This window comes from Streptomyces noursei ATCC 11455, assembly GCF_001704275.1.
In the GTDB taxonomy this organism is placed as follows: domain Bacteria; phylum Actinomycetota; class Actinomycetes; order Streptomycetales; family Streptomycetaceae; genus Streptomyces; species Streptomyces noursei.
In genome coordinates this window covers 9,181,466-9,206,806 of sequence record NZ_CP011533.1, presented here as the reverse complement: position 1 = coordinate 9,206,806, position 25,341 = coordinate 9,181,466, and the positions used below count along the sequence as shown (strand labels likewise).

Annotated in this window: 22 protein-coding genes and 1 riboswitch; of the genes, 11 read left to right on the top strand and 11 right to left on the bottom strand. The window is 71.7% G+C overall.

The features are described 5' to 3' along the window. Nucleotides 1–25: 25 nt before the first annotated feature. Nucleotides 26–199, bottom strand: a riboswitch (M-box (ykoK) riboswitch). A gap of 620 nt (nt 200–819) precedes the next feature. After that, entirely contained in the window at nt 820–2,577 is a 1,758-nt protein-coding gene (locus SNOUR_RS39570) for an ABC transporter permease (RefSeq protein ID WP_067356972.1), read from the top strand. A 45-nt stretch (nt 2,578–2,622) separates the two neighbouring features. Beyond that, entirely contained in the window at nt 2,623–4,002 is a 1,380-nt protein-coding gene (locus SNOUR_RS39565; protein ID WP_067356970.1) for an ABC transporter ATP-binding protein, read from the top strand. Nucleotides 4,003–4,200: 198 nt separating this feature from the next. On the opposite strand, the gene SNOUR_RS39560 is transcribed toward SNOUR_RS39565, so the two are convergent. After that, complete coding sequence (locus tag SNOUR_RS39560; protein ID WP_067356968.1) at nt 4,201–4,617, bottom strand: ArsR/SmtB family transcription factor; 417 nt, start codon at nt 4,615–4,617, stop codon at nt 4,201–4,203. A gap of 262 nt (nt 4,618–4,879) precedes the next feature. Here SNOUR_RS39560 and SNOUR_RS39555 point away from each other — a divergent pair, with 262 nt between their 5' ends. Beyond that, nucleotides 4,880–5,143: a hypothetical protein gene (locus SNOUR_RS39555; protein WP_312635483.1), complete on the top strand. Its 264-nt coding sequence runs from the start codon at nt 4,880–4,882 to the stop codon at nt 5,141–5,143. Nucleotides 5,144–5,336: 193 nt separating this feature from the next. On the opposite strand, the gene SNOUR_RS39550 is transcribed toward SNOUR_RS39555, so the two are convergent. From SNOUR_RS39550 to SNOUR_RS39535, 5 genes are all read right to left on the bottom strand, one after another. After that, nucleotides 5,337–6,128 carry an ABC transporter permease gene (locus tag SNOUR_RS39550; protein WP_067356963.1) on the bottom strand — a complete coding sequence of 264 codons (792 nt, stop codon included), beginning with the start codon at nt 6,126–6,128 and terminating at the stop codon, nt 5,337–5,339. Beyond that, nucleotides 6,125–6,805, bottom strand: a complete 681-nt coding sequence (locus tag SNOUR_RS39545; protein WP_067356961.1) for an ABC transporter ATP-binding protein — start codon at nt 6,803–6,805, stop codon at nt 6,125–6,127. Before SNOUR_RS39545 ends, SNOUR_RS39550 begins: the two co-directional genes overlap by 4 nt. Before the next feature lie 166 nt (nt 6,806–6,971). Next, nucleotides 6,972–7,382, bottom strand: a complete 411-nt coding sequence (locus SNOUR_RS39540; protein WP_312636242.1) for an SDR family oxidoreductase — start codon at nt 7,380–7,382, stop codon at nt 6,972–6,974. Next, complete coding sequence (locus SNOUR_RS48785; RefSeq protein ID WP_312635481.1) at nt 7,283–7,756, bottom strand: FAD-dependent oxidoreductase; 474 nt, start codon at nt 7,754–7,756, stop codon at nt 7,283–7,285. Before SNOUR_RS48785 ends, SNOUR_RS39540 begins: the two co-directional genes overlap by 100 nt. A gap of 182 nt (nt 7,757–7,938) precedes the next feature. Further along, nucleotides 7,939–8,514: a TetR/AcrR family transcriptional regulator gene (locus SNOUR_RS39535; RefSeq protein ID WP_067356958.1), complete on the bottom strand. Its 576-nt coding sequence runs from the start codon at nt 8,512–8,514 to the stop codon at nt 7,939–7,941. Between the two features lie 135 nt (nt 8,515–8,649). On the opposite strand from SNOUR_RS39535, the gene SNOUR_RS39530 reads away from it, so the two are divergent. Continuing rightward, nucleotides 8,650–9,495 (top strand): SDR family oxidoreductase, encoded by an 846-nt coding sequence (locus tag SNOUR_RS39530; protein ID WP_067356955.1) that lies wholly within the window; start codon nt 8,650–8,652, stop codon nt 9,493–9,495. 184 nt (nt 9,496–9,679) lie between these two features. Here SNOUR_RS39530 and SNOUR_RS39525 read toward each other — a convergent pair whose 3' ends face one another. Next, nucleotides 9,680–10,324: a TetR/AcrR family transcriptional regulator gene (locus tag SNOUR_RS39525; RefSeq protein ID WP_067356952.1), complete on the bottom strand. Its 645-nt coding sequence runs from the start codon at nt 10,322–10,324 to the stop codon at nt 9,680–9,682. 156 nt (nt 10,325–10,480) lie between these two features. Here SNOUR_RS39525 and abc-f point away from each other — a divergent pair, with 156 nt between their 5' ends. The 3 genes from abc-f (at nt 10,481) to SNOUR_RS39510 (ending at nt 14,204) form a co-directional block, all read left to right on the top strand. After that, nucleotides 10,481–12,100 (top strand): ribosomal protection-like ABC-F family protein, encoded by a 1,620-nt coding sequence (abc-f, locus tag SNOUR_RS39520; protein ID WP_067356950.1) that lies wholly within the window; start codon nt 10,481–10,483, stop codon nt 12,098–12,100. Nucleotides 12,101–12,148: 48 nt separating this feature from the next. Beyond that, nucleotides 12,149–12,820: a CatB-related O-acetyltransferase gene (locus SNOUR_RS39515; protein ID WP_067356947.1), complete on the top strand. Its 672-nt coding sequence runs from the start codon at nt 12,149–12,151 to the stop codon at nt 12,818–12,820. A 76-nt stretch (nt 12,821–12,896) separates the two neighbouring features. Next, complete coding sequence (locus SNOUR_RS39510; RefSeq protein WP_067356944.1) at nt 12,897–14,204, top strand: erythromycin esterase family protein; 1,308 nt, start codon at nt 12,897–12,899, stop codon at nt 14,202–14,204. Between the two features lie 64 nt (nt 14,205–14,268). On the opposite strand, the gene SNOUR_RS39505 is transcribed toward SNOUR_RS39510, so the two are convergent. Beyond that, complete coding sequence (locus SNOUR_RS39505) at nt 14,269–15,591, bottom strand: MFS transporter (RefSeq protein ID WP_079143196.1); 1,323 nt, start codon at nt 15,589–15,591, stop codon at nt 14,269–14,271. 144 nt (nt 15,592–15,735) lie between these two features. On the opposite strand from SNOUR_RS39505, the gene SNOUR_RS39500 reads away from it, so the two are divergent. The 4 genes from SNOUR_RS39500 to SNOUR_RS39485 all read left to right on the top strand — a co-directional run bounded on the left by SNOUR_RS39500 (nt 15,736) and on the right by SNOUR_RS39485 (nt 20,104). Then, on the top strand, nt 15,736–16,536 hold the full coding sequence (locus SNOUR_RS39500) for a DeoR/GlpR family DNA-binding transcription regulator (protein WP_312635473.1): 801 nt from the start codon (nt 15,736–15,738) through the stop codon (nt 16,534–16,536). 74 nt (nt 16,537–16,610) lie between these two features. Beyond that, nucleotides 16,611–17,609 carry a zinc-dependent alcohol dehydrogenase family protein gene (locus SNOUR_RS39495; RefSeq protein WP_067356941.1) on the top strand — a complete coding sequence of 333 codons (999 nt, stop codon included), beginning with the start codon at nt 16,611–16,613 and terminating at the stop codon, nt 17,607–17,609. Between the two features lie 40 nt (nt 17,610–17,649). After that, nucleotides 17,650–19,053, top strand: a complete 1,404-nt coding sequence (xylB, locus tag SNOUR_RS39490; RefSeq protein ID WP_067356938.1) for a xylulokinase — start codon at nt 17,650–17,652, stop codon at nt 19,051–19,053. Nucleotides 19,054–19,237: 184 nt separating this feature from the next. Next, entirely contained in the window at nt 19,238–20,104 is an 867-nt protein-coding gene (locus tag SNOUR_RS39485) for a dioxygenase family protein (protein ID WP_067356935.1), read from the top strand. Nucleotides 20,105–20,136: 32 nt separating this feature from the next. On the opposite strand, the gene SNOUR_RS39480 is transcribed toward SNOUR_RS39485, so the two are convergent. The 3 genes from SNOUR_RS39480 to lanKC all read right to left on the bottom strand — a co-directional run bounded on the left by SNOUR_RS39480 (nt 20,137) and on the right by lanKC (nt 25,204). After that, nucleotides 20,137–22,206: a prolyl oligopeptidase family serine peptidase gene (locus SNOUR_RS39480; RefSeq protein WP_067356932.1), complete on the bottom strand. Its 2,070-nt coding sequence runs from the start codon at nt 22,204–22,206 to the stop codon at nt 20,137–20,139. Between the two features lie 253 nt (nt 22,207–22,459). Continuing rightward, nucleotides 22,460–22,564 (bottom strand): noursin family copper-binding tricyclic lanthipeptide, encoded by a 105-nt coding sequence (gene norA / locus SNOUR_RS49610; RefSeq protein ID WP_434060590.1) that lies wholly within the window; start codon nt 22,562–22,564, stop codon nt 22,460–22,462. A gap of 6 nt (nt 22,565–22,570) precedes the next feature. Beyond that, on the bottom strand, nt 22,571–25,204 hold the full coding sequence (gene lanKC / locus SNOUR_RS39475; protein WP_067356929.1) for a class III lanthionine synthetase LanKC: 2,634 nt from the start codon (nt 25,202–25,204) through the stop codon (nt 22,571–22,573). Between the last annotated feature and the right edge of the window lie 137 nt (nt 25,205–25,341).

Below are 25,341 nucleotides of genomic sequence, written 5' to 3'. Positions count from 1 at the left end.
GGAGCGGACCGGGCCGCATGCGGCCGGCTCACCCCAACTCGTCAGAGCTTTGGCACTCCACGGCGTAACCCCCTTGGCGGGGTAGCCACTTGGGGTCACCCCTTAGGCCGGGGAGACCTGTCCTGACCCTGGGCGTCTCTCGACGTCGTGGGGTCAGTGGCCTGTGTCCGTGAAGACGCCTCACCGAACGAGGTGCCTTTCGTAAACCTCTACGAGTGTGCCCTCTACTTGCATATCGACGCAACTACTTGGCGCAGCCTTGACCGGGTCCCGGAGGCCGCACCCACGTCCACGCCCGCGTCCGACCCGACCCTCCGGCTCATCGCACGGAACCCTCCAGGGCGTCGCGCCGGACGACTTGGCGGAGGCGGGGCGGGGGCGCGGACGAGCGACGGCGGGCAGCTGCGCCACAACGGAAACCCCGCAACCGCCCCTTCCATATTTGCACATTGATGCAATAACGGGCACACTTCTCGCGTCCAGGCCCCTCCCTCACGGACGGGCCCCAGGGCCCCAGGGCCCGAGCAGCCGGCGCCGAAGGGAGGCAGCCATGGGCGACGACCCACCCAGTCCGCGCTGCCTCGCCGGCAACCGCTGACGCCCCATCACGCCCAGGACCGCCCCGCCTTCCGACCCTCGCCCGGTGCCGCCCGGCGGCAGCGCCGCGCCGGCCTCGCGCGACGTGGCGCGGGCGTTGCGCGCCCGCCTGGCCCGTCCCCCTACCGGGGCTCATTTCCCTCACTCGCGCCGCCGGCGTGCCCGCCCGGGGCACGCCGTGCGAGAGCATCGATGTCCACCGTGCGGTCGGAGGTTGCTGTCATGTCGTCGTTTCGGACCAGTCCGGCCGTCTCGCGGAAGTCGCTGCCGTCGCGGCTGGCAGGCCGGATGTCCCGTATGACCTGGGTCGACATCGCGGTGGCGGCCGCGGTGCTGGTCCTGCTGTACATGACCGTACGGGTGGGCCAGGGCACCACCGTCCGCTTCTCCACCAGCCAGTCCGCCAAGATCGACACCGACCCCTGGCAGCTGCCCTACTACGCCGCGCGCAGTCTGCTGCGGATGTTCATCGCGCTCACCCTCTCCACCGTCTTCACCTTCGTCTACGCCCTGGCAGCCGCCCGTAGCAGGCGCCTGGAACGGATCCTGATCCCGGCTCTGGACATCCTCCAGTCCGTGCCGGTGCTCGGCTTCCTCACCGTGGCGGTGGCCGGATTCGTCGCCCTGTTCCCCGGCTCGATGCTGGGTCTGGAGTGTGCGTCGATCTTCGCGATCTTCACCTCGCAGGCATGGAACATGACCTTCGGGTTCTACCACTCGCTGACCTCGCTCCCCCGCGAACTGGACGAGCTCTCCCGCTCGTTCCGCTTCACGCGGTGGATGCGCTTCTGGAAGGTCGAGCTGCCGGCCGGGGCCATCGGGCTGGTGTGGAACGGGATGATGAGCTTCGGCGGCGGCTGGTTCTTCCTCGTCGCCTCCGAGGCCATCAGCGTCGGCAACAAGAACTTCGCGCTCCCCGGCATCGGCTCCTACGCGGGCGCGGCCATCATCGACGGCGACCTCGGCAAGGTCGGCTGGGCCATCTTGGCCATGACCGTGATGGTCGTCGGGGTCAACTTCTTCTTCTGGCGACCGCTGACCGCCTGGATCGAGAAGTTCAAGTACGAGCAGTCCGAGGCCAGCGAGATCCAGCGCAGCGTCGTCCTGGACTTCCTGCGCCGCTCGCACTGGCCCCACCTGCTCGGACGCCTGCTGCGCCCGCTCGGGCGCGGCCTGGCCCGGGCGGGGCGGATCTTCGGCGTCGACGACCGGCCCCTGACCGTCTCCCCGCGTCACCGGCGTGCCGGCGACATCGCGTTCGCCGTCGTCGCGGGCGGCCTGATCCTGTGGGGGCTGGCCGACCTCCTGGGCTATCTCCGCGATCGGAGCGGGCTGGGGGTCTTCGGGGAACCGTTGCTGCTGGGCCTGGCGACGCTGACCAGAGTGATCGTGGTCGTGGTGGCGGCCACCCTCGTCTGGGTGCCCATCGGGGTGCGCATCGGCTTCTCACCGAGACTGACCCGCATCGCCCAGCCCCTGGTGCTGGTCCTGGCGAGCTTCCCGGCCAACTTCCTCTTCCCGCTCGCCGTGTGGTTCTTCCTCAGGACCGGGCTCTCGCTCGATGTGGGCGGTGTGCTGCTGATGGCGCTGGGCGCCCAGTGGTACATCCTCTTCAACACCATCGCGGGTGCCATGTCCATCCCCACCGACCTCCGCGAGGCCATGGACGACCTGGGAGTCCGCGGTTGGCAGCGGTGGCGGCGGCTGATCCTGCCCGGGATCTTCCCCTCGTACGTCACCGGCGGGATCACGGCCTCCGGCGGTGCCTGGAACGCCTCGATCGTCTCCGAGATCGTCCCGTTCGGGACCACCACCCTGACCGCCACCGGCCTGGGTGCCTACATCTCCCACGCCACCGCCGACGGCAACTATCCGCACCTGCTCGCGGGCGTGGCCGTGATGAGCCTCTACGTCGTGGGGCTCAACCGCCTCTTCTGGCGCCGACTCCACCGGCTCGCCGAGACCCGCTACACCACCTGACCGCCCCGGCGAAGCCACCACCGCCCGAACCAGCGAGGACGTCCCATGCTCCTGAGCACGCTGCGCAACCTCCGCGCCCGCCGCACCACCGCCTCGTACCGGCCGGCGAGAGCAGCCGACGGCGATGTCCTGCTCACCGCCGAGGCCGTCACCAAGTCCTACGCGGGCGCCGACGGCGAACTGCCCGTCCTCTCCGGTATCGATCTGACCGTCCGCGCCGGCGAGATCGTCGCCCTGCTCGGCAAGTCCGGCTCGGGCAAATCCACCCTGCTGCGCTGCCTGGCCGGCCTCATCCCGCCCAGCACCGGCACCGTCGCGTACCGGGGCACGCCCCTGACGGGCGCCAACCCGGGCACCGCCATGGTCTTCCAGACCTTCGCGCTGCTGCCCTGGCTCACCGTCCAGCAGAACGTCGAACTCGGCCTCGAAGCGCGCGGCATCCCGGCAGACCGGCGCTCCGAGGCCGCCCTCCAGGCCATCGACCTCATCGGCCTCGACGGTTTCGAGACCGCCTACCCCAAGGAACTCTCCGGCGGCATGCGCCAGCGCGTCGGCTTCGCCCGCGCCCTCGTCGTCGAACCCGACGTCCTGATGATGGACGAGCCCTTCTCTGCGCTCGACGTCCTCACCGCCGAGAACCTCCGCGGCGAGCTGATGGAGCTGTGGGAATCGGGCCAGTTCCCCACCCGCGCCATCGTCGTGGTCACCCACAACATCGAAGAGGCCGTCCTCATGGCCGACCGCATCATCGTCCTCGGCTCCCGTCCCGGCACCATCCGGGAAACCTTCGACGTCGCCCTCGATCGCCCCCGCGACCGCGACTCCGCCGGCTTCGAGGACCTCATCGACCGCGTCTACCGCACCATGACCGGCCGCCCCAAGGAAACCCGCCTCCCGGGCCGCACCGAAGCCCTCGAATCCGAAAAGCGGACCGTCGGCAACACCCCGCTGCCGCAAGCCGGCGTCGACGGTCTCGCGGGCCTCGCCGAGATGGTCGCCCACCGCGGCGGCGCCTGCGACCTGGCCGACCTGGCCGAGGAGCTGGGTCTGGAGATCGACGACGTTCTCCCCCTCGTCGACTCCCTCGAACTCCTCGGTCTCGGCAAGATCAGCGAGGACGACCTCGTCCTCACCGAACGGGGTACCGCGTTCGCCGGCGCCGACGTTCAGCACTCCAAGCAGATCTTCGCCGAGGCCGCGGCCGACCTCCCCCTCGTCCGGCTCATCGCCACCAGCCTGCAACAGAATCCCGACGGAACCCTTCGCGCCGGCTTCTTCCGGGACCTGCTCGCCCACCACTACACCAGCGAACAGGTCGACCAGCAGTTGGAGACCGCCACCGACTGGGGCCGCTACGCCGAGCTCTACGCCTACGACGCAGGCCCCCGCGAATACCGCCGAGTCGAACCGGACAAGGCCGGCTAGGGCGCTTCTGATGGATCTCCGTGGAAGAAGGAGCGGCGCCTGGTGCGTGCGATCGCAAGGCGCCGGGATGTCTTCATAGCGGAGCTATGGGGGCATTTCGGCAACGCCGCGAGCGTGCGTGGCAGGCGCCGCGACGCCGCGGAGATCCATCAGAAGCGCCCTAGCGGCCGCGAACCAACCGCCGAGCGGCGGCCGCTGCTACTGCTCGGTCACGGGCCGCCGGGCCCGCACCGGACGAACCGCCCGTATCGGCTGCTCCGCGGCGGCGGCCTCCACCACCTCGTCCGGGGCACCCGTCACCCCGCCTCCGGGCTGCGCCGACGCCACCAGGGCCGCCTCCTCCAGCAGCCCCCGCACATGCGGTCCCGCCGCCCGGTAGTAGATCCGTGTCCCCTCGCGACGGGACACCACCAGCCCCGCCGCTCTCAGCTTGGCAAGGTGCTGGGAGATGGCGGCCACATGGGCGCCCGCCATCTCCGCCAGGCTCCCCACCGGAAACTCCTGTCGGCTCAACGCCCACAACAGCCGGTAACGCGTCGGATCCGCCACCGCCTTGAGAACCGCGATCGCCCGCTCCGCACCGGCTGAATCCCACGCCCCGACTTGCGCATCCATGCAAACACCCTAACCCGGTCCGCGGCCGCCGGGCAGGCCAACGGCGCCCTTGATCCCTCGCCCTCGCTTCGACAGACCACACCACCCCCGTCAACGTGGCGTAAACGGCCTCCTCGTCTTCGTGTCACACATCAGGGTTGCAGGGTTGCGCAGTTGGGCAAGTGTCTCCCGCGTCGACTCATAGCTCGTATCAAGGAGGTCATAGGTGACGGGGGGCGGGATGTCGTCGACAGGCAGCACCAATCTGCACGTCGGAGCGGCCGTGGCAGAGATCGAGGGCTTGTACACCGCGCTGCGCAGCGCGCGCAGCGAGCGTCATCGGGAGCGCATCCTGGCCGACCTTGCCCAGGCCGGTCGGCGCCTCACCGCTCTCGCGCAACCACCGCAGGGCGCCCGGGCAAGCGTCCGGCCGCGTTCGCGCTGGGAGCGCAGGCGCCTGCTGGCGGCGCGCGGTGCCGACCTGGTGGCGGCGTTCGCCACGGGCGACGGCTGGAGGCACCTGGCCCGCTCCAAGGGCCGGGCGTAGCGGCGGCGTTCCGCTCCGACGAGGAGGCGGCGTAGGCGACGTCTGTGCCCGAAACGGCGCGTACGGGCGTGCGGTCAGCGGTGGTTGTCGAGCAGACGCCCCTCCCCCGCCGGGAGCCTGAGGCGGTGTCGACCGCGGCCCGGACAGCCCGGACGGCCCGCGGTGGGCGCAGGTGAACGGAGCTGGGTGTCCGTCATGCGCGTTCCCGCCGGGGTTCGGTGGTGAGCGGGCGCAGCCGCTGGGCGTCGTCGAACAGGGCGTGTTCGGCCAGGCGGCCGGCGGTGAGCGAGGCGAGGGCGGCTGCGGCGAGCAGCATGTACATCACGACGATCTGGTAGCGGATGGCGGTGAAGGGGTCGACGCCGGCGAGGATGAGGCCGGTCATCGCGCCGGGCAGGCTGATCAGGCCGACGGTCTTGGTGGAGTCGACGGCCGGGATCAGCGCGGTGCGCAGGGTGGTGCGCAGGTAGGGCGCGAAGGCGTCGGTCGCCGGCAGTCCGAGGGAGAGGCGGGCCTCGATGGCCGGCCGCGCGGTGCGGGCTTCGTCCCGCAGGCGGATCAGGACCAGTGCGGTGGCCTGCATGGCGCCGGAGACGACCATGCCCCCGACGGGGATCACCACCCGGGCCTGGGCGGCGATCACGCCGAGGGCGAGCAGGGCGCCGAGCGTCGCGGCGGCCCCGGCGGCGATAGCGGCGGTGGCGATGGGCAGTGCGCGGGGCAGGCCCCGGGCGCGGCGGGCGGCGACCTGGCCGGCGACGAGCACCATCAGGGCGAGCCAGCCGCCCGCCCCGACCAGACCGGTATGCTGGAAGACCAGCAGCAACACGGCTCCCACGGCGGCCAGTTGGGCGCCGGCACGGATCGCGGCGATGGCGATGTCACGGGCCAGGCGCAGCCGACCGTGCCAGGCCACCGCCACGGCCAGCAGGACCAGTGCGGCCGAAGCGGCGACTCCGGCCCAGGTGGGGACGGCGGGGTTCATGACTCCTCCTTGAGGTAGTCGATGTCCGCGGCGGCTCCGTGGGCCACCGGTTTCCCGGCCCGCAGCACCAGGACCTCGTCGGCGATCCGGCGGGCCTGCGCGATGTTGTGGCTGGCCAGGATGACGGTCAGCCCTGCGGCCACCAGGCGGCGCACCGTTCGCTCGACGGCTTTGGCGCTGGCCGCGTCCAGCGCGGAGGTGGGTTCGTCCAGCAGCAGCACCTCGGGGCCGACCGCGAGCGCCCTGGCCAGGCAGAGGCGTTGGGCCTCGCCGCCGGACAGCCCGGCCGTCTGGCGGGTGAGCATGGCGGCGGGCAGGCCGACCTGCTCCAGCAGCGTCCGCGCCTGGCCTTCGGTCAGGTCGGGGCGGCCCACGCGCAGTTCGTCCGGGACGTGGTCGGTGAGCAGGACCGGCTGCTGTCCGACCAGCCCGACCCGGCGCCGCAGGGCGAGGACGTCACCGTCGGGGAGGGGGCGGCCGTGCAGGCGCACCTGGCCGGCGGTGGGTTCCTCCAGCCGGTTGAGCAGCCGCAGCAGGGTGGACTTGCCCGCCCCGGACGGCCCCATCAGCGCGGTGCACACCCCCGCGGAGAGCCGGCAGGTCACCTCGTCCAGCAGCACCGCACGACCACGCCGCACGGTCACCTGATCCAGCGCGAACAGCTCGTCTGGGGCCATCGTCTGCCTTCCTCCTCCACCTGGTGGATCCGACGGCGGATCGAGGCATCCTTCCTGCCCGGCCTTCGATGAAAACCCAGACCGGCGGTCCGGGTGATGTTGCCGAGCCCGACGCCGGCCGGGAGCGGGGCGGCCGGGCCACAGGGTGGGAAGCCGGGGGCCCGGCTCAGGGCAAGATGGAGTCGACATAGCCGCCGTCGACGCGCACCGCGCCGCCGGTGGTGGCGGAGGCGCGGGGCGAGGCGAGGTAGACGACCAGGTTGGCGATCCCCTCGGGCTCGATGAGGCGCTGCAGCAGGGACTGCGGGCGGTACTTGACCATGAACGCATGCTGCGCCTCGTCCCAGGGCAGCTCGTCGCCGACGAGTTCGCGGAGGATGTCGACCGTGGGCACGGCCTCCAGCACGGCAGCGGTGCCCCGCTCCGTCGCCAGGTCGCCCACGGCGCCGATGACGTCGTCACTGCCGGAGTCGGCGCTCACGGTGCGGACGGCGTCCGCGACGCGCTCCTCGCCGCGGCCGTTGACGCCGACATGGGCGCCCGCGCGGGCCAGGCCGGTGGCGATGGCGTGGCCGATGCCCTGGGGACGCGGTTCCAGGCGTGCGGGACCGGGAGGACGAACACGGGCCGGTTGACGAACGCGCCGTCGTTGTGGCGCATCAGATCGCACAGGCCCTCGTCGAAGCCCTCGGACATGCCCAGCAGAGGGGCGCGCACCTGCGACCAGGCACCGTCCGCACCGACGACCAGGGCGAACTCCTCGACGGTGCCGTGGGTGAATGCCAGGCGGACGGTGCCGTCGGCCAGCGGGACGGCCCGGTCGACCGAGTGGCCCCAACGCACGGTGCCCGGGGTGAGCGAGTTGAGCAGGAGGGCGCGCAGCCGTCCTCGGTCGGCCTCCGGGGCACCGGTGTCGCCGGGCTCGGGCCGGTGGTGGTGCCGCTGGTTCATAAGTGGCGAGGTTGGCCACGGCGTTGGCGCCGGGGCCACTCATACTCCCCTCGTCGATCACCGCGACCGGCACCGTCGTCGTAGCGGGAAAGACGAGTCGGCATGGCGTTCCGGTGCCTCGACGATCGCACCGGCGGCCCCGCCCTGAGGGATCGCCGCGCCCTGCTCGCGGCCCTTGGGCTCTACCGGTGTGTCCCGTAGCGAAGGCCGTCGAGGAGCAGGTCGAGGAGGCGGCCGGCCCGTTCACGTTGGTCGGGAGCGCCGGTGACCAGTGCGACGCCGGAGAGGCTGAGGCCGACGTCGAGGGGGTCGATGTCGGCGCGCAGGAGACCGGCCTCGGCGCCGGCGTGCAGCAGGTCGCTGAGCGCGGTGGTGAGCCTGTCGAGCGACTCGGCGAAGGGGTCCGCGCCGGAGGCGACCGCGGCCCGCAGGGCTTCCGCCATGCCCTGTTTGGCGGCCAGGTAGTCGATGAACTTGTCCATCCACAGGCGCATCGCCCGATCGGGCGGGAAGTCGGCCAGTAGTTGCGTGACGCTGTCGCAGACCCGAGCCAGCTCGTTGCGGTAGGCCGCCTCGACCAGCGCCTCTCGCGTGGGGAAGTGACGGTAGAGGGTGCCGGAGCCGACGCCCGCGGCCTTGGCGATCGCGTCGAGCGGGACGTCCGCTCCCTTCTCGGAGAAGGCGCGGACGGCGGCTTCCAGGATGCGCTCCCGGTTACGGCGGGCATCGGCGCGCAGCGGGCTCGGGTGGGCGGTCACGACGTCTCCCTTCGTCAGGAGGGACCAGTCTACCTGGACAACCGGAGAGTCCCCCGGTTACCGTCTGGAAGTAACCGGAGAACTCCCCGGTTACTTCCCCGGCACCCGCTTGCCCCAGATTGAGGAGAACCCTCGATGACCACCCCCAAGACCGTCCTGATCACCGGCACGTCCTCCGGCATCGGCCTGGCCGCCGCCGTCGCGACCGCCCGGGCCGGCTGGACCACCATCGCCACCATGCGCGACACCGCCAAGGGGGAGGCCCTGCTGCGGGCCGCCGCCGAGCACGGGGTCGCCGGCCGCATCCAGGTCAAGCGCCTGGACGTGGTCGATCACGCAACCATCGCCGCCTGCCTGGACGAGGTGATCGCCGAGCACGGCCACCTCGACGCACTGGTCAACAACGCCGGCGCCGCCCAGCTCGGCACCATCGAACAGGGCAGCGTCGACGACGTGCGCACCGCCATGGAGGTCAACTTCTTCGGCGTGGTGGCCACCACCCGCGCCGCACTCCCCCACCTGCGGGCCTCCCGGGGCCGCGTGATCACCGTCACCAGCGTGGGCGGCGTCGTGGGCCAGCCCTTCAACGAGGCGTACTGCGCGGCCAAGTTCGCCGTCGAGGGCTTCATGGAGTCCCTCGCCCCCGTCGCCGCCACCGTCGGCGTCGATGTCGCCGTGGTCGAACCGGGCGCGGTGGCCAGTGAGTTCGTCGCCAACCTCGGCCTGGACGTCGACGCCCTGCTCACCGCGGCCGGGCCCTACGCTCCCGCCCTCCAGGCGTACATCGCCCGTACCCAGCAGTCCTTCGGCAACGCCCAGACACCGGCCGAGGCCGCCGCCCCGATCGTCGAGGCCCTGACCGGCGACCGCCCGGCCTTCCGGATCCAGACCTCCGCATGGGCCCGCGAGTTCGTCGGCACCAAGCTCGCCGACTGCGACGGCTCGGCCGTTCAGGACGTCACCGGCACCTGGGTCCGCTGACCCGCTCCGCACGGTCCGGTTCGACGGACGGAGCTGCCTGAGCAGATCACACGGCGCCCGTCGGGCCGGGGCGTCCGCCGAGGCACGGTCTCGACCACCCGGCGTCCGGCGGGGGGCGAGACCGTGCGGTTCCCGGGCACGGCGTTCCAGCCTCCAAGGAGGTACGGGGCCGGTGAAGTCTCGCTCAGGTGTCGCCCGCCGACGGGGGCTCGGCGAAGGCACCGGCACCTGCGGCGAGGGCGGCGGTTCTGGCCGCCTGGCCGGGCAGTTGCGGGTCGAGGGGGGTGCGCAGCAGCACCAGGTGGTGGTACAGCGGTGCGGTGGCGGCGATGAGCAGCCGCCGAGCGTCGGTGTGCGGCGGGAGTTCGCCGCGCCGGACGGCCCTGCCGACGACGATCTCGCAGCGCGCGTACCGGTCCTCCCAGAGCCGCTGTTGGGCGTGGGCGGCCTTCTCGGAGCGGAACGAGGCGGCGATCAGTGCGGTCACGATCGGCGGTCGGGCGGTCAGGGCTGTCTGGATCTCCTGGTTCAGTGCGGTCAGGTCGGCTTCCAACGAGCCGGTGTCCGGTGGTTGCCAGTCATCGTCGCTCGCCGCGTCGAGGACGTCGGCGAGCAGGCCGCCGACGTCGCCCCAGCGCCGGTACACCGTGGTGCGGTGCACGCCGGCGCGGGCGGCGACGGTGTCGGTGGTGAGCCCGTCGTAGCCGTGTTCGCCGAGCTCGGCGAGGACCGCGTCGAGCACCTGTCGACGAATGCGGGCGGTGCGGCCGCCCGGGCGGCGCCGGGTCGGCGGGCTGGCGCCTTCTGGTTCTGGGTCGGTGGGGGGCATCGCTGAATAGTCCGTTGCTCGGAGGGACGACGTTGTGGCAGCATCTTAAAGCAGCAGTTGTCGCACTAGTGGAGTGATCGATGTTCTTCCACAGCATTCACCCGGCCATACGGCCCAGGACGGCCGCCTCGTTCTCGAATGCTCTGGAGTCCCCGTATGCCTACACAGATCAGCGCGCTCGCCGTCAGCAAGTCCTTCGACGGCAGGCCCGTCCTTGACTCGGTGACCTGCTCGCTCGCCGCGGGCGAGCGCACCGGGATCATCGGCGAGAACGGATCCGGCAAGACCACCTTGCTGCGCCTGCTCGCCGGGCGTGAACGCCCCGATCAGGGCGAGGTCGTCGTCCAGGCCGCCGGCGGCGTGGGCTATCTCTCCCAGGGCGAACGGACAGCGCCGCGGGCGACCGTCCAGCAGGTCATCGACCGGGCCCTGAGCGATCTACGCACCGTCGAGCGGCGCATGCGCCGCCTGGAGGCCGCGATGGCCGACGGCGACGCGTCGGGCCTGGCCGAGTACGGCGAGCTGATGACGGTCTTCGAGTTGCGCGGCGGCTACGACGCCGACGCCCGCGTGGAACGTGCGCTGCACGGTCTCGGTCTGGGCCTGGTGGGCCGTGACCGTGCCGTGGGCAGCCTGTCCGGCGGAGAGCGGGTCAGACTGCGGCTGGCGGCCGTCCTGGCGGCCGCGCCGGAGGTGCTGCTGCTGGACGAGCCGACCAACCATCTCGACGACGGCGCCCTGCACTGGCTGGAGGAACACCTGCGCACCCGACGGGGTACCACGGTGGCCGTCTCCCACGACCGGGTCTTCCTCGAACGGGTCGCCACCAGCCTGCTGGAGGTGGACGCCGATCGGCGCCGCGTCGTGCGGTACGGCAACGGCTACCCCGGCTACCTCGCCGAGAAGGCCGCTGCCCGGCAGCGCTGGGCTCAGGCACACGACCGGTGGCGGGCCGACATCGACCGGCTCCGCGAAGCCGCCGCGACCACCGCCCGCCAGGTGGCCCCGGGCCGTCCGATGAAGGACGGCAACAAGTTGGCCTACGACCGGGCGGGCGGCCGGGTGCAGCAGTCGCTGGCCAGCCGGGTCCACAACGCCGAGGAACGGCTGCGCCGCCTCCTCGCCGACCCGGTCCCGACCCCGCCGGAGCCGCTGCGCTTCACCCCCGTACTGCGGGCCCGCGGCCTGCAGGGCGTCGTACTCGACGCCGCCGGCATCGCCGTCACGGGCCGGCTCGCCCGCACGAGCCTGACCGTCACGGCCGGCCAACGCCTGCTGATCACGGGGCCGAACGGCGCGGGCAAGAGCACCCTGCTGCGCGTCCTGGCCGGGGACGTCACCCCCGACAGCGGGAGCGTCACCCGCCGCGGCAGGGTCGGCCATCTCCCCCAGGAGCCGCGCCCCGGGAAAGCGGACGAGACCGTGCTGGCCGCCTTCGCCCGTGGACGGGCGGGGGAGGCCGACGGACACGCCGAACGGCTGCTGTCCCTCGGCCTGTTCGACCGCGACCGGCTCACGGTGCCGGTCGGCCGGCTGTCCACCGGGCAGCTGCAGCGTCTCGCGCTGGCGCGACTGCTCAGCGAGCCGTGTGACGTCCTGTTGCTCGACGAACCCACCAACCATCTCTCACCGGCCCTCGTCGAGGAGTTGGAAACCGCTCTGGCCGAGTACGACGGCGCCCTCGTCATCGTCAGCCACGATCGCCGGCTGCGTCGGCGCTGGCAGGGCGCCCATCTGGCCTTGCAGGCGACTGCCACAGCTGCCACCACGTGCTGAGGGCCCGCCGGCCCCGCAGACATCCCTTCGGAGAGGAAACACTTCGTGATGCCGCCTGTTCCCGCCGACCCGACCGTGCTGCACCCGATGCCCGAACAGCCGCGGGTGGTGCTGCTCAAGCCGCTGATCACCTCGCCGCTGATCGAGGTGGGAGAGTTCTCGTACTACGACGACCCCGACGACCCGACCGCGTTCGAAACCCGCAACGTGCTGTACCACTACGGCCCGGAAAAGCTGGTCATCGGGAAGTTCTGCGCGCTGGGCGAGGGCGTGCGGTTCATCATGAACGGCGCCAACCACCGCATGGACGGCCCCTCGACGTTCCCCTTCCCCATCATGGGTGGGTCCTGGTCCGAGCACTTCGACCTCATCAGCGACCTGACCGGGCGGGGCGACACCGTGGTGGGCCATGACGTCTGGTTCGGATACCGGTCCATGGTCATGCCCGGCGTCCGCATCGGCCACGGAGCGATCATCGCCGCCGGCTCCGTCGTCGTCGACGACGTCCCCGACTACGGCATCGTCGGCGGCAACCCCGCCCGCCTCATCCGCCGCCGCTACGGCGACGCCGACATCAACCGCCTCCTCGCACTGGCCTGGTGGGACTGGCCGCTCCAGCAGATCACCGAACACATCCGCACGATCATGTCCGGCAGCATCGACGACCTGGAGAACGCCGCGGCCGGGCACACCCCGCCCCGCACCACGACGGACCGTTGAACGGACGCGGCACACGGCGCCCCGCTCCCCCGCCGGCCTTCCCACCCCTTCCCCCACCGAGAGCCGAGCCACCAGCATGCCTGCTGCACCCCACCACAACCCCTTCGCCGACTGGCTGCGCACCCACGCCCATCCGCTCACCCACCTCGACCCCGAGGCGCCGCTCGACGACCTGGAGCCGCTGCGCGCCGTCATCGGCGACGCCCGGGTCGTCGCGATCGGCGAAAGCTCCCACTTCATCGACGAGTTCGCCCTCATGCGCGAACGCGTCCTGCGCTTCCTGGTCGAACGCTGCGGCTTCACCGTCCTCGCCTTCGAATACGGCTTCAGCGAAGGCATCCCCCTCGATGCCTGGGCGCAGGGCGAGGGAACGGACGATGACCTGTCGGCCCACCTCGCCGCGGCGATCCCCGTGGGAGCCGAGGAGCCGCTGCGCTGGATGCGCCGGCACAACCGCACGGCCTCACGGCCGGTGCGCTTCGCGGGCGTCGACATCCCCGCGGCCGGCGGGTCCTTGCTTCCCGCCCTGGCCCCGGTCGCCGACTACCTGCGCCGGATCGACCCCGAGACCCTGCCGGCGATCCAGGGGGCGATGCGGATCGCCGAATCGTTCGCCGGTGGCTCCGGGGCCGTCGCCGCGCCCGCCTGGGCACGCCTGGCCACCGCCGAGCAGGACGCGCTCAGCGCGATCCTGACGCGCCTGCTCATCCGCCTCCGCTCCGTCGAACCGCTGTATGTCTCCCGCGGCGACCAGCGGAGCTACGACATCGCCGTGCGACGTCTCGAAGGCGCCTGCCATGGCGACTACACCTTCCGCGCCATGGCCGACCTCTTCGCCGGAAAGGGGCTGACCGCCGACGCCTCGGCCCGCGACGCCTACATGGCGGAGTCGGTCCTGTGGCACCTGGAGCGCTCCGCACCCGGGACCCGCGTCGTGCTGGCCGCGCACAACGCCCACATCCAGAAGACACCGGTCTCCTTCGACGGCCACCTGACCGGACTCCCCATGGGGCAGCACCTGCACCGTGCGCTCGGCGACGACTACGTCGCCCTCGGCCTGACGAGCACCACCGGACACACCGCGGACATGCCCCACGACGAGAACGCCCCCTTCGGCTTCACCGTCGACGCCACCCCCCTGGAGCCGGCCGAGCCGGGAAGCATCGAAGCCGCCTTCGCCGACGCCGAACTCGGGCTCAGCATCGCCGATCTCCACCAGGCACGCCCGGAGGCCCGTGGAAACCCCGACGTCGCCCCGGGCCCCGACCGCATCCGGATCCAAAGCGCCTACCTCCACACCCCCGTCCTCGACGCGTTCGACGCCATCCTCCACACCCCGACCTCCACCGTCGCCGACAACCTCGACATCCTCGGCTACCTGTGAGACAGGACGCGGGCCGAGGCGGTGCGTCCGCGCACACCCGGCTCCGGCCGGTTCGGCACCCCCGTCAACGCTCGACCGGCCGCCGTTCCATCGGCGGCGCGGCGACGGGCGCAGCGGGCTCCGCGCTCGTCCCCGGCGTCTTCATGGTCAGTACGAGGACGGTGCTGATCAGATGCAGGGCGGCGTAGATCCACATGACTCCCCCGATACCGATCGAGCCGATGAAGAGCGTGCCGATGAGCGGGCCCAAGGCCATGCTGGCGCCGGCGCCCAGCGTGTAGGCCGACATGATCTGGCCCTTGCGCTCCGGATCCTGCGAGGTCATGAGCGGGGGCAGGGGGACGTAGCCGGCCATGCCGACGCCCAGTGCACCCGCGGCGACGGCGACGAGCGGGTAGTCGTGGCCCGCGGTCTGGGGTACGTAGTACAGCGCCAGGCAGGCGAGGGCCGAAACCGCGCCGCCGAGCCAGGCGACGGTCTTGCGCCGACTCCACCTGTCACCGAGCGCACCGAAGAGCACCACGCAGGCCAGGTTGCTGACCATCATCACGATCAGCAGTGACGCCCACTCCTGTGCGCTGAAGCCGATCCGGTCGACCAGGAAGAGCGGGATGAAGACCCAGACGCCGAACTGCGAGGTGGTGTTGATGAGCCGGACCAGGGCCCCCATGCCGACGCTCGGCTTGGTGAACATCACGGTGAAGCAGCCCAGGAAGGTGCGCGACAGTCCGTGTCGCTCCGGCTCCGTGGACAGGCCCTGGAATCCGGTGCGTTCGCGCAGCAGGAGCAGCACGACCAGGGCACCCGCGACGATCATGGCGAGGGACACCCACAGGGTGTGGTAGAAGCCGATCGTGGGCTTGAGGAGCGAGACCAACGCGGAGCCGAGGACCGGGTAGCCCATGGTGAAGCAGAACCAGAACCAGCCGAGCGCCTTGCCGAGTTGTCGCTCCGGCGCACCCGCCATGATCCAGACCATGAACCCGTAGGCGAACAGCGGATAGCCGAAGCCGCGCAGGCCGTAGGTGAAGAGGATCAGCCAGTAGGAGTGGGCGGGCACGGCGACCGCGAGCATCAGGGTGTGGCAGACGACCCAGCAGGCGGCGCCGGCCATCATCACCCGGCGGGGCCCCCACAGGTCGCAGAGCCCGCCCGCCAGGAACGCGCCCACCGCCGCGGTGACTCCGTACACCGTGAAGACGATGCCGACGCTCGCCTCCGCGAAACCGAGGTCGGTCTTGAAGAAGGTCGGCAGATAACTGGTCTCCACGCCGTCGCCGATCATGAAGAGCAGCACGCCGGCATAGCCCCAGATCAGGGCCCGGGGGATGCCGAGGACGGCGGGGCGGGGCGGCGACGGTTCGCGCTTTTGGGGTGGGTGGAGCACGGGGGACCTCCTGATGGGCCGGGCATGCGCCCGTGGACGGCCATCAGACTGAACAACCTCTCAGAAAATTTCAAGAACTTCACATAAAGTGTGTGATGTCTTAGAGTGCGAGCGCGGCGGACACGACCGCCGGGAAGGAACGGGATGCCCACCATGCGACCGAGTCGCGGCTCCGAGGCCGAGGTAGAGGAGCGCCGACAGACGGTGCTGCGCCATGTCGCCGAGGAAGGCGAGATCCGCATCGCCGATCTCGCCGAGCGGATGCGTGTCAGCGTGATGACCATGCACCGCGATCTCGACAACCTCCACGAGCGGCAGCTGCTCCGCAAGGGCCGCGGCGTGGCGACGGCCTTCTCCAACGTCGCCATGGAAAGCGCGCTGCGCTTTCGCGAGCACGCCAACGTCGAGATCAAGTCCGCCATCGCCGACGCCCTCGCGGAGGAGGTCTCCCCCGGCGACACGGTGTTGATCGACTGCGGTTCCACCCTCTTCCCGCTCGCCCGCCGGCTCGCCACCGTCCAGGGCATCCGTGTGATCACCAACTCGTTGCGGATCACCTACCTGCTGTCGGCCGCACCGGCCGAGGTGACGCTCCTCGGCGACCGCTACTACGAGGACTTCGAGTCCTGCGCCGGCCCGCAGGCCCGCCGCCAACTCCACGACATCCGCGCCTCCATCGCGTTCGTGACCGCGACCTCGATCCGCGACGGCCGGCTCTTCCACCCGGTCCGCGAGTACGCGGAGACCAAACAGGCGTATCTGCAGGCCGCCGACCGCTCCGTACTGGCCGTGGACCACAGCAAGTTCGGCCGCACCGCGACCTATCCGTACGGCGACGTCGGCGGTTACGACCTGATGGTCACCGACGCCGACACCCCGGAGAGCGAACTCCGGCCCGTCCGGGACCTCGGCGTGCAGGTCCGCACCGTCGATCCCCGCGGCTGAGCCGAGCCGTCCGGGCCGGAGCCGGGCTCCGGCATTCCCCGAGCGCATCCCCTCCCCGAGAAAGGCCCCGCCCCATGCGTGCTGTCGTCGTCCACACTCCCGGGCACTACGAGGTCACCACCGTCGCCGATCCCGCCCCGGGTCCGGGCGAGGTCGTCATAGCCCCCGCCGCCGTCGGCATCTGCGGCACCGACGCACACATCGTCGACGGGGAATTCGCCCCCACCCCCTACCCGATCGTCCCCGGCCACGAATTCACCGGCGAAGTCGTCGCACTGGGCGCCGGCGTCACCGGCCTGCGCACCGGCGAACAGGTCGCCGTCGACCCGTCCCTGTTCTGCGGCGCATGCCACTTCTGCGCCATCGGTCGCGGCAATCTCTGCGAGAACTGGGGCGCGATCGGGGACACCGTGGACGGCGCCATGGCCGAGTACGTCAAGGTGCCGGCCGCCAACTGCTACCGCCTTCCCGAAGGCATCGAAGTCTCCCAGGGCACGCTCATCGAACCGCTGTCCTGCGCGGTGCGCGGCTTCGACGTACTTCCCCGCCGCCTGGGCGACCACTACCTCATCTACGGCGCCGGCACCATGGGCCTGATGATGCTTCAGCTCGCCCGAACCGCCGGCGCGGCATCCCTCTCCGTCGTGGACCTCAACACCGACCGCCTGCGGGTCGCCGAACAACTCGGCGCGGACGCCACGGCGGTCAGCGCCGCACAGCTGGACCGCCCGCAGGGATGGGAGACCGTCATCGACTGCACCGGCGCCATCCCGGTCATCGAGGACGGCCTCACCCGGGTCCGCCGCGGTGGCACCTTCCAGCAGTTCGGCGTCGCGCCGTCCGCGGCCGCGGCGTCCTTCTCCCCGTTCCGGGTCTACAACGACGAGATCACCATCGTCGGCTCGATGGCCGTCCTGCACAGCTTCGGCCGCGCCGTCGACCTCATGGCGAAGGGCGTCATCGACGCCGACACCATGATCACCCACCGCTACGCCCTGGACGACTTCGGCACCGCCCTCCAAACCTTCCGCCAGGGCACCGGCCGCAAGATCCAAATCTGCCCGCAGGCCTGACCCCCACCGTCCCGACTCATTGCACGGAAGCGCCTTCGCCATGCCCACAGTTGCCGGGGTGGACTCCTCTACCCAGTCCTGCAAGGTCGTCGTCTGCGACGCCGACACCGGGAAGATCCTCCATCGAGGCCGCGCCGCCCACCCCGACGCAACCGAAGTCGATCCCGGCGCCTGGTGGCGGGCGCTCCTCGAAGCCGGCGACGGCCTCCTGGAACACGTCGACGCGGTGGCGGTCGCCGGCCAGCAGCACGGCCTGGTGGCCCTGGACGCGGCCGGACAGCCGGTGCGCGACGCCCTGCTGTGGAACGACACCCGCTCGGCACGGGCCGCCGCGGATCTCGTCGACGAACTGGGCGGACCGGAGAAGTGGGCCGAGGCGGTCGGCACCGTACCGGTCGCGGCCCTCACCGTCGCCAAGCTGCGCTGGCTGGCCGAGCACGAACCGGAGCGCGCCGACCGCACCGCGCGGGTGCTGCTGCCGCACGACTGGCTGACCTGGCAGCTGTGCGGCGGGCCGGGCTCCGGCGCCGAGCCGGTCACCGACCGCGGCGACGCCTCCGGCACCGGCTACTGGTCGCCCGCCCACGGCACCTACCGCCACGATCTGCTGTCCCGCGCCTTCGACGGCCGCACCCCCCAACTCCCCCGGGTACTGGGTCCGGTGGAGGTTGCCGGGCGCACCCCGCACGGCGCCCTGGTGGCGGCGGGGACCGGCGACAACATGGGGGCAGCCCTGGGACTGGGCATCGAACCAGGCGACGTGGTGATCTCCCTGGGCACCAGCGGCACCGCCTTCGCCCTCTCCGACCACCCCACCGGCGACCCCACCGGCGCGGTCGCCGGCTTCGCCGACGCCACCGGCCGCTACCTCCCCCTGGTCTGCACCCTCAACGCCGCCCGGGTCCTCAGCTCCACCGCCCGCATGCTCGACATCACCCTCGACGGCCTCGGGCCGCTCGCCCGCGAGGCCGAACCCGGCGCCGGCGGCCTGGTGTTCCTCCCCTACCTCGGCGGCGAACGCACCCCCAACCTCCCCGACGCCGCCGGCAGCCTGATGGGCCTGCGCAAGGCGAACATGCACCCGCCGAACCTGGCCCGGGCAGCCGTCGAAGGCATGCTCTGCAACATGGCCGATGCCCTCGACAGACTGCGGGCCCAGGACGTCAGCGCCCGAAGGGTGCTCATCATCGGCGGTGCGGCCAAGGCACCCGTGATCGGCGAGATCGCCGCTGAGATCTTCGGCACCCCGGTCACCGTGCCCGAACCCGAGGAATACGTGGCCCTCGGCGCCGCCCGCCAGGCCGCCTGGGCCCTTGCCGGCACTCCCGAGCCGCCGCACTGGCCACTCGCCGCGGCCCGGCAGGTCACCGCCCCGTCCGATGACGCCGCCGGCCGCCGCATCCGCACGGCCTATGCCGAGGCACGGTCGATGGTGTACGGGTGAGCGGTGTGCGGCGCCGATCGTCACTCCTGGAGGCCGGCAACCGTTCCTTGAAGCAGGACTCGGCGGATCGCCCCTGCGCGTCCGGGACGACGGCGAGCCCACGATCCACCATCACGTCGACGACCGGACCGCCCCCGTGGCCGACCGGTTCATCGACCACCTACGTGGCAAAGGGGAGTAAACCGTGGACTACGAGGAGCACACCGCGATCGATGCCGTGCTGGCGAGTTTCGCCGACACCCCCGATCCGCGCCTGCGCCAGGTCGTGGGCGCGGTCGCCCGGCACCTCCATGCGCTGGTGCAGGAGCTGCGGCCGACGATGGCCGAGTGGGAGAGCGCCATCGCCTTCCTCACCGCCGTCGGCCGGATGTGCGACGACAGCAGGCAGGAGTTCGTGCTGCTCTCCGACGTGTTCGGGGTGTCGATGCTGGTCGAGACCATCAACGGCGACGCGCGCGGCACCGAGGGCACGGTCCTGGGCCCCTTCCACATGACCGAGTCGCCCCGTCGAGAACTCGGCGACTCCATCGACGAGGTCGGCACCGGCACCCCCTGTGTCGTCACCGGCACCGTGACCGACCCCGACGGGGTGCCGGTCCCGGGCGCCGTCGTCGATGTGTGGCAGTGCGACGAGAACGGCTTCTACGACGTGCAGCAGCCGGGTGTCCAGCCGGCCGGCAACGGCCGGGGTCTGTTCCGCACCGACGACGAGGGCGGCTTCTGGTTCCGCACCGTGGTGCCCTCGCACTATCCGATCCCGATCGACGGCCCGGTCGGCCGGCTGCTCCAGGCCAGCCGACGCCATCCCTACCGCCCGGCGCACGTCCACGTCATCGCGGACGCCCCCGGCTTCACCCCGCTTACCACACACATGTTCGTGGCCGACAGTCCCTATCTCGACAGCGACGCCGTGTTCGCGGTCAAGCGGAGCCTGGTGCGCGACTTCGCCGAGTCCGTCGATCCCGACGAGGCCGCGCGGTTCGGCGTGGCGGTGCCGTTCCGGCGCGCCCACTTCCCCATCCGCCTCGTCCGGGCAGGAAGTTCCTCATGAGCGACGCCGAGGGCCAGGGCGTCGTCGCCACGCTATGTGACGTCGAGGCCGAGCTCGCCGATCAGGAAGGCCAGGTGTTCGGCCTCGCGCAGTAGCGCGTCTTCCGGCGAGATCTCCACGGTGTGTCCGGCCTGCCGGATCCGCAGCAGTACCGGATGCCGTGCGGACGTGGCCCGTTGGAGGCGGGCTGTCATCTTGCGGCCGTGCCAGGCGGGACAACTGCGGTCGGCGGAGCCGCAGTCGAGGAGGACGGCCGGGTAGTCGACGGCGTCGCGCACCTGGTGGTACGGGGAGTAGCGGTGCAGGACGGCCGCGTCGGCGGGGTCGTCCGGGTCGCCGAAGTCCACGGAGACGATATCGGCCATGGTGGCCGGATCCCGCCTGCAGCGCAGGAGGTCCAGTACGGGGAGCGCGGCCACGCACGCCCGGTACAGGTCGGGGCGCTGGGTCACCGCGACGACTGCGGTCAGGGCGCTGATCGAGTAGCCGAAGACGCCGAGCCGACCCGGTGTGGTGTGGCCGTGGCGGATCAGGTCGGTGGCCACCGCGTGCAGATCGTCGAACGTGCGCTGCTTGGTGCCGCGGCGGGCCGCGCGCCACCAGTCGGTGCCGAACTCCCCGCCGCCGCGCAGATGCGCGTGGACGTAGACGCCGCCCAGTTCGACCCAGGCCGCGGGCAGCGCGAACAGGTAGGCCGGCAGCCAGGCGATGTTGAGGGCGCCGTAGCCACTGATGACGAGCGGTTGCGGCGTGCCGAGATCGACGTCGGCGCGGGCGACGATCTTGTACGGGATCACGGTTCCGTCGGCGCTGTGCGCGGTTCCGCTGCGGGTCACGGCATCCGCGACGACGGCTCGCGGCTCGCTGAGCGGCACCAGCCTCTCGGTGGCCAGATCGTACCGATAGGCCGCCGGAGACCGGGTGAGGGAGGAGAAGGCGAAGGTGCAACCGTTGCCGGCCGGTGTGACCAGTCCACCGTCCCGGCCGCCGCCCGGCCATGCCATCCCCGGTTCGGGGAGCGGGATTTCGCCCAGGGGTGCGCCCTGACAGGAGATCCGGCGCAGCCGGGTCGCGCCGTTCGCGAGCTCGGCCAGGACCAGTTCCCGGCCCACCGGGGTGATCGAGAACAGCACCGTGTCGCCCGGTGGGAGGAGTTCGCGCCAGCCGCTGCGGTCCGGGCCCGGATCGGACAGCGGCAGGGCGACGACCCTTCCGCGCGGTGCGCCGTCGTCGGTGACCGCGATGAACTCGTCGCCGACGATCCCGCCGCGGAACACCGAGCGGGAGTCCCGGAGGAACGGCCGCCACTCCGCGTCGGACGCCGTGAGGTCGCGCACGTAGTACGGCCTGCCGGGGCCATGGGCCAGTGCCCACCGGCCGTCGGCGGAGACACTCACCCCGCGGGCCGGGAACTCCGACGGCAGGTCCTCTCGGCGGACGGTCGGCCGCGAGCCGGACGCGGCGAGGGTGACCTGGAAGAGGCCCGGGCACCGTTGCGGCCGCTCCCCGTCGATGACCACGACGAAGAACCGCCGACCGTCCGGCAGCCAGCCGACGCGGTAGACGCCCGCCTCGGGCAGCCCGTCGATGAGGACCTCACCGGAATCCACGTCGCGGACACGGAACAGCGCTTCCCGCCCAGGGCCGGAGCACTGGTAGGCGAGCAACCGGCCGTCGGGCGACGGCTGCCACTGCATGGTGGCCGGCTCGTGCAGGGGCAGCCCCGCGGTCTCCACCGCGAGATCCAGCACACGGCGGGCCGATGCCGAAGTCGTGGCCGCCTCAGGGGAATCGGCGACGTCGAGCACCGGCAGCGCGTGGCCTTCGGGCACGTGCTCCACGAACCAGCGGCGCCCGTGGAGTTCCGGCGGGCGATGGTGCAGCGCACTTGCGTGGAACCGTCGGGCGGTGGCGAGCGCCAGGCTCCAGGGCGGGTCGGTGTGCAGCAGATCGCGGGCGAGCCGGTCCTGCGCCGCCTCCCAGGCGAGCGTCGCGCCGCTGTCCTCCTCCAGCCACTGGTACGGGTCGGTGAAGCCGATCCCGCCGATCTCGTCGAACTCCGGGCGGGTCGGTGTGGACGGGAACCGGAACCGGTCAGGCACTGCGGCCTCCGTACGGATCGGGGAGAGCGGAGCCATCGGGAGGTCGGAGCCAACGGGAGATCAGGGCCGTCGGGAAAGGGGGAATCGACCGGATCGGGCGGGGCGGCCCGTACGGGCCACCGGCTGCGTCCGGTGACGGCGGCAGCCACTGGGTGGGGCGATGTGATGCCCTGCCCCACCCAGCGGTCCTGTGAGCAGCGACGCGTCACGCGGTGTGTGACGTAGGGCGTTGCGTTATGCGTCGCGGGATGTGTCACACACAGGCGCGGCCGTGGAGAAGCGTGCTCAGCACGTTGCTCGGGGCGAGCGAGGGACCGTGCGGGGTCTCGAGCTCCTGAAGCTCCAGGATCATGGCCATGGCAGTTCACCTCCTCTCTTTTCTTTTGGACGTTCCTGCGGGATCGCAGGTCGGGGTCTGCCGGGACGCGGCGGTGTCCGCCGGCAGAAAGGGCAGGAAGTCGTGGCGGCCGTCGAAGACCGCGGTGAGCGCGAGCAGTACGCCTGCCGCCCCCGTCGCCAGATCCGTGGAGAGCCGGTAGAGCTGTTCGCCCGGGAAGAGCAGCCGGCCGTGGCGGACCTCGGCGTACCAGGACAGCCGGTGCAGGTGCGTGCGCACGGCAGGGTCGTCCAGAGCGGGACCGGAGCCGGTGGCCGCCAGCGACGCCAGTACCCCGGCGTGGCCGGTGAACAGCCCTGGGAAGATCCCGGACTCGGCCCGGCAGGTGTGGCGGATCCGCTTGTACGCGTGGGCGAGTTGGGCGTCGTCGCGGTGTCGGAGCAGTTCGCCCAGCACCGGGGCCATGCCGGCGGTACCGATGCCCAGATGGGGCATCAACCGGTGCTGCTCGCGGACCTGCAAGGTGCCGCCCGGGCCGGTCTCGCAGTCTGCCAGGTCCCGGTGCAGCGCGGCCCGCGCCAGGTCGAGGAACTCCGGGTCCGACGTGGCACGGAAGCAGTGCAGGAAGAACAGGGCGACGCCGGTCGACCCGAACATCAGCCCGGCGGCGGTGGGCCGGTCCGGCCGCAGTGTGCCGGTGCACACCGCGTCGGCCAGACGCTCGGCGATCGTCAGTGCCCGGCGTCGGCAGTCGGCGTCCGCGGCGCCGAAGTACAGCAGGTTCAGTCCCATTCCGGCGAGCCCGGAGTGCAGGCCGGCGAGCGGCGGTTCGGCATCCATCAGATCCACCGCGCGGTCCAGGACGGCCAGTGCGGGGACACGGTGCCCCAACCGGTCGAGGACGTAGGCGATTCCGTGCAGCCCGTCGTAGAGGCCGGGCTGGGGCGCCTCCCAGCGGTTCACCGCGCGGATCAGCCAGTCGACATGCTCGGGGTCGGGCGTCAGTCCGGCCTCCGCCAGGGCGAGCAGCACACCGGCCGCACCGTGCGCGATGTTGAGCCCACCGGTGCGGAACTGCTCGACGTCACCCGGGAACAGCCGGTCGGATCGCTGCGGGGTGGCCGCCGCCAGGATGCCCTCGGCGAGGGACCGCCGCAGCTGCGGCCAGTCCTCCGGCTTCGGGTCGCCGAGTGCCTGAAGAACGGGGTGGTGTCCGTGGTCGGCCGTCGTTGTGGAGGTCTCGTGCACAGGCCGAAGGTCGCTGCGCAGGCCGGCGACGAAGGGCTCGGGGACTCCGAAGCGGTCGGCCAGCACCCGGAGGAAGAGCTCGGACCTTCCGGGGTTCCCGGTCTGCAGCACGGGCGCGACGGACACGAACACCCACAACGCCGTGGCAGCGAGCCCGTAGTGGTCGATGGCCGGACCGGTGCAGCCCTCCGGGGGAACGAACCCGGGCGCGCCCAGCGTCGGACGGTCCGCGGCGCCGATGGGCAGCGCCAGCTCGAAGTCGACCAGCACGACGCTGCCGTCCGGACGCAACAGGATGTTGGAGGGGTGGACGTCGCCCACCACGACGCCCCGGGAGTGGATCGCGCTCAGCGCGGCGCGCACCTTCCCGACGACCTCCACCGCCCAGGCGGCGAAGTCCGCGATCTCCCGGGCCGACGGCTCGGGCGTGACGTACGGATGCCGGCCGGCCGCCGCCTGGGCCAGGGTCTCCCCCTCGATGTGCTCCTGGACCAGGAAGTGGTGTTCCCAACAGGTGAAGTCCCCGAGCACCCGGGGCACCACGGCCAGTCCGGCGAGCTGGTCGAGGATGGCGCGCTCGTGCCGGAGCCGCGCCACCGCGTCCACCCCGTCGGTGTCCAACCCGGCCAGCGGGCGGGCTTCCTTGAGCACCACGCTCCGCCCGGTGTCCGGATCGGTCGCGAGATAGACGCCGCCCGCGTTGGAGAAGTGCAACGCCTTCCGCACCTGGTACGGGAACGCGCCGGCGTCGTTGTCGCGCGCGGCCATCGCCTCGGCCAGGAAGGGGGGCGGCTCGACCCACGGCGGCACGCGGAAGGCCGGCCCACGGGTGTCCGGTACCAGTTGCCCGGTCCGTGGATCGGTCAGCGCCGGGACCGGCTCGCCGTTCCGGCCGCGACAGGTGCGGTGCTGGAAGGCGCCGTACCGCACGAACAGGGGGCCGTCGCGCCACCGGAGGTCGCTGAGGACGTACGGACCGGGCCGGCCGTCGAGCGCCTCGCCCAGCTCGGTGAGCACCCCCGACAACTCTTCGGCGGAGTCCGGGTAGATCGTGCAGAACTTGCCGCTGGAGCCGCGGTCGGCGTACTTGGCGTTGGTCAGTTGCAGAACCTGCCGGCTGCGCAGGAACTTGAAGGCGATCCGGCGCTCGACGCAGTGGTCCCACACCACTCCCAACACCTCCTCGGCATGGTCCAGGCCCGCCGAGACATGGACCTTCCAGCCTTGCTCGGGAAGGCGGTGGTCGGGCGGGAGTTGGAGCACCCAGAGCCCCTGCTCGATCCGCTGCCAGCCGCCGGGCGGCTCGGCACCGGCCCTCGTGAATCGGCTCGCCGAGTCGTCCCAGCGCTGCGCGGTGTCGTAGAAGTCCGGATCGGCCAGACAGTGGGCGAGGTAGAACGCCGCCAGCTCCATCGGAATCAGCCCCCAAAGGTCGCGAAGTCACGGCCGGGAGTAATCATGATTATCGGTACGTCGGACTAAAGGTGAGTCCACACAACTGAGGACTTGTCAGTGCCCACACGGCGGACCGGAGCGGCCGAATCCGATCG

Bases quoted from the DNA above. Each gene is read 5' to 3' on its own strand.
- SNOUR_RS39510 (WP_067356944.1), top strand. From the start codon at position 12,897: ATGCCTGCTGCACCCCACCACAACCCCTTCGCCGACTGGCTGCGCACC.
- SNOUR_RS48785 (WP_312635481.1), bottom strand. From the start codon at position 7,756: ATGAACCAGCGGCACCACCACCGGCCCGAGCCCGGCGACACCGGTGCC.
- xylB (WP_067356938.1), top strand. From the start codon at position 17,650: ATGCCCACAGTTGCCGGGGTGGACTCCTCTACCCAGTCCTGCAAGGTC.
- lanKC (WP_067356929.1), bottom strand. From the start codon at position 25,204: ATGGAGCTGGCGGCGTTCTACCTCGCCCACTGTCTGGCCGATCCGGAC.
- SNOUR_RS39525 (WP_067356952.1), bottom strand. From the start codon at position 10,324: ATGCCCCCCACCGACCCAGAACCAGAAGGCGCCAGCCCGCCGACCCGG.
- abc-f (WP_067356950.1), top strand. From the start codon at position 10,481: ATGCCTACACAGATCAGCGCGCTCGCCGTCAGCAAGTCCTTCGACGGC.
- SNOUR_RS39500 (WP_312635473.1), top strand. From the start codon at position 15,736: ATGCCCACCATGCGACCGAGTCGCGGCTCCGAGGCCGAGGTAGAGGAG.
- SNOUR_RS39560 (WP_067356968.1), bottom strand. From the start codon at position 4,617: ATGGATGCGCAAGTCGGGGCGTGGGATTCAGCCGGTGCGGAGCGGGCG.
- SNOUR_RS39495 (WP_067356941.1), top strand. From the start codon at position 16,611: ATGCGTGCTGTCGTCGTCCACACTCCCGGGCACTACGAGGTCACCACC.
- SNOUR_RS39515 (WP_067356947.1), top strand. From the start codon at position 12,149: ATGCCGCCTGTTCCCGCCGACCCGACCGTGCTGCACCCGATGCCCGAA.
- SNOUR_RS39545 (WP_067356961.1), bottom strand. From the start codon at position 6,805: ATGGCCCCAGACGAGCTGTTCGCGCTGGATCAGGTGACCGTGCGGCGT.
- SNOUR_RS39550 (WP_067356963.1), bottom strand. From the start codon at position 6,128: ATGAACCCCGCCGTCCCCACCTGGGCCGGAGTCGCCGCTTCGGCCGCA.
- norA (WP_434060590.1), bottom strand. From the start codon at position 22,564: ATGGCCATGATCCTGGAGCTTCAGGAGCTCGAGACCCCGCACGGTCCC.
- SNOUR_RS39565 (WP_067356970.1), top strand. From the start codon at position 2,623: ATGCTCCTGAGCACGCTGCGCAACCTCCGCGCCCGCCGCACCACCGCC.
- SNOUR_RS39530 (WP_067356955.1), top strand. From the start codon at position 8,650: ATGACCACCCCCAAGACCGTCCTGATCACCGGCACGTCCTCCGGCATC.
- SNOUR_RS39570 (WP_067356972.1), top strand. From the start codon at position 820: ATGTCGTCGTTTCGGACCAGTCCGGCCGTCTCGCGGAAGTCGCTGCCG.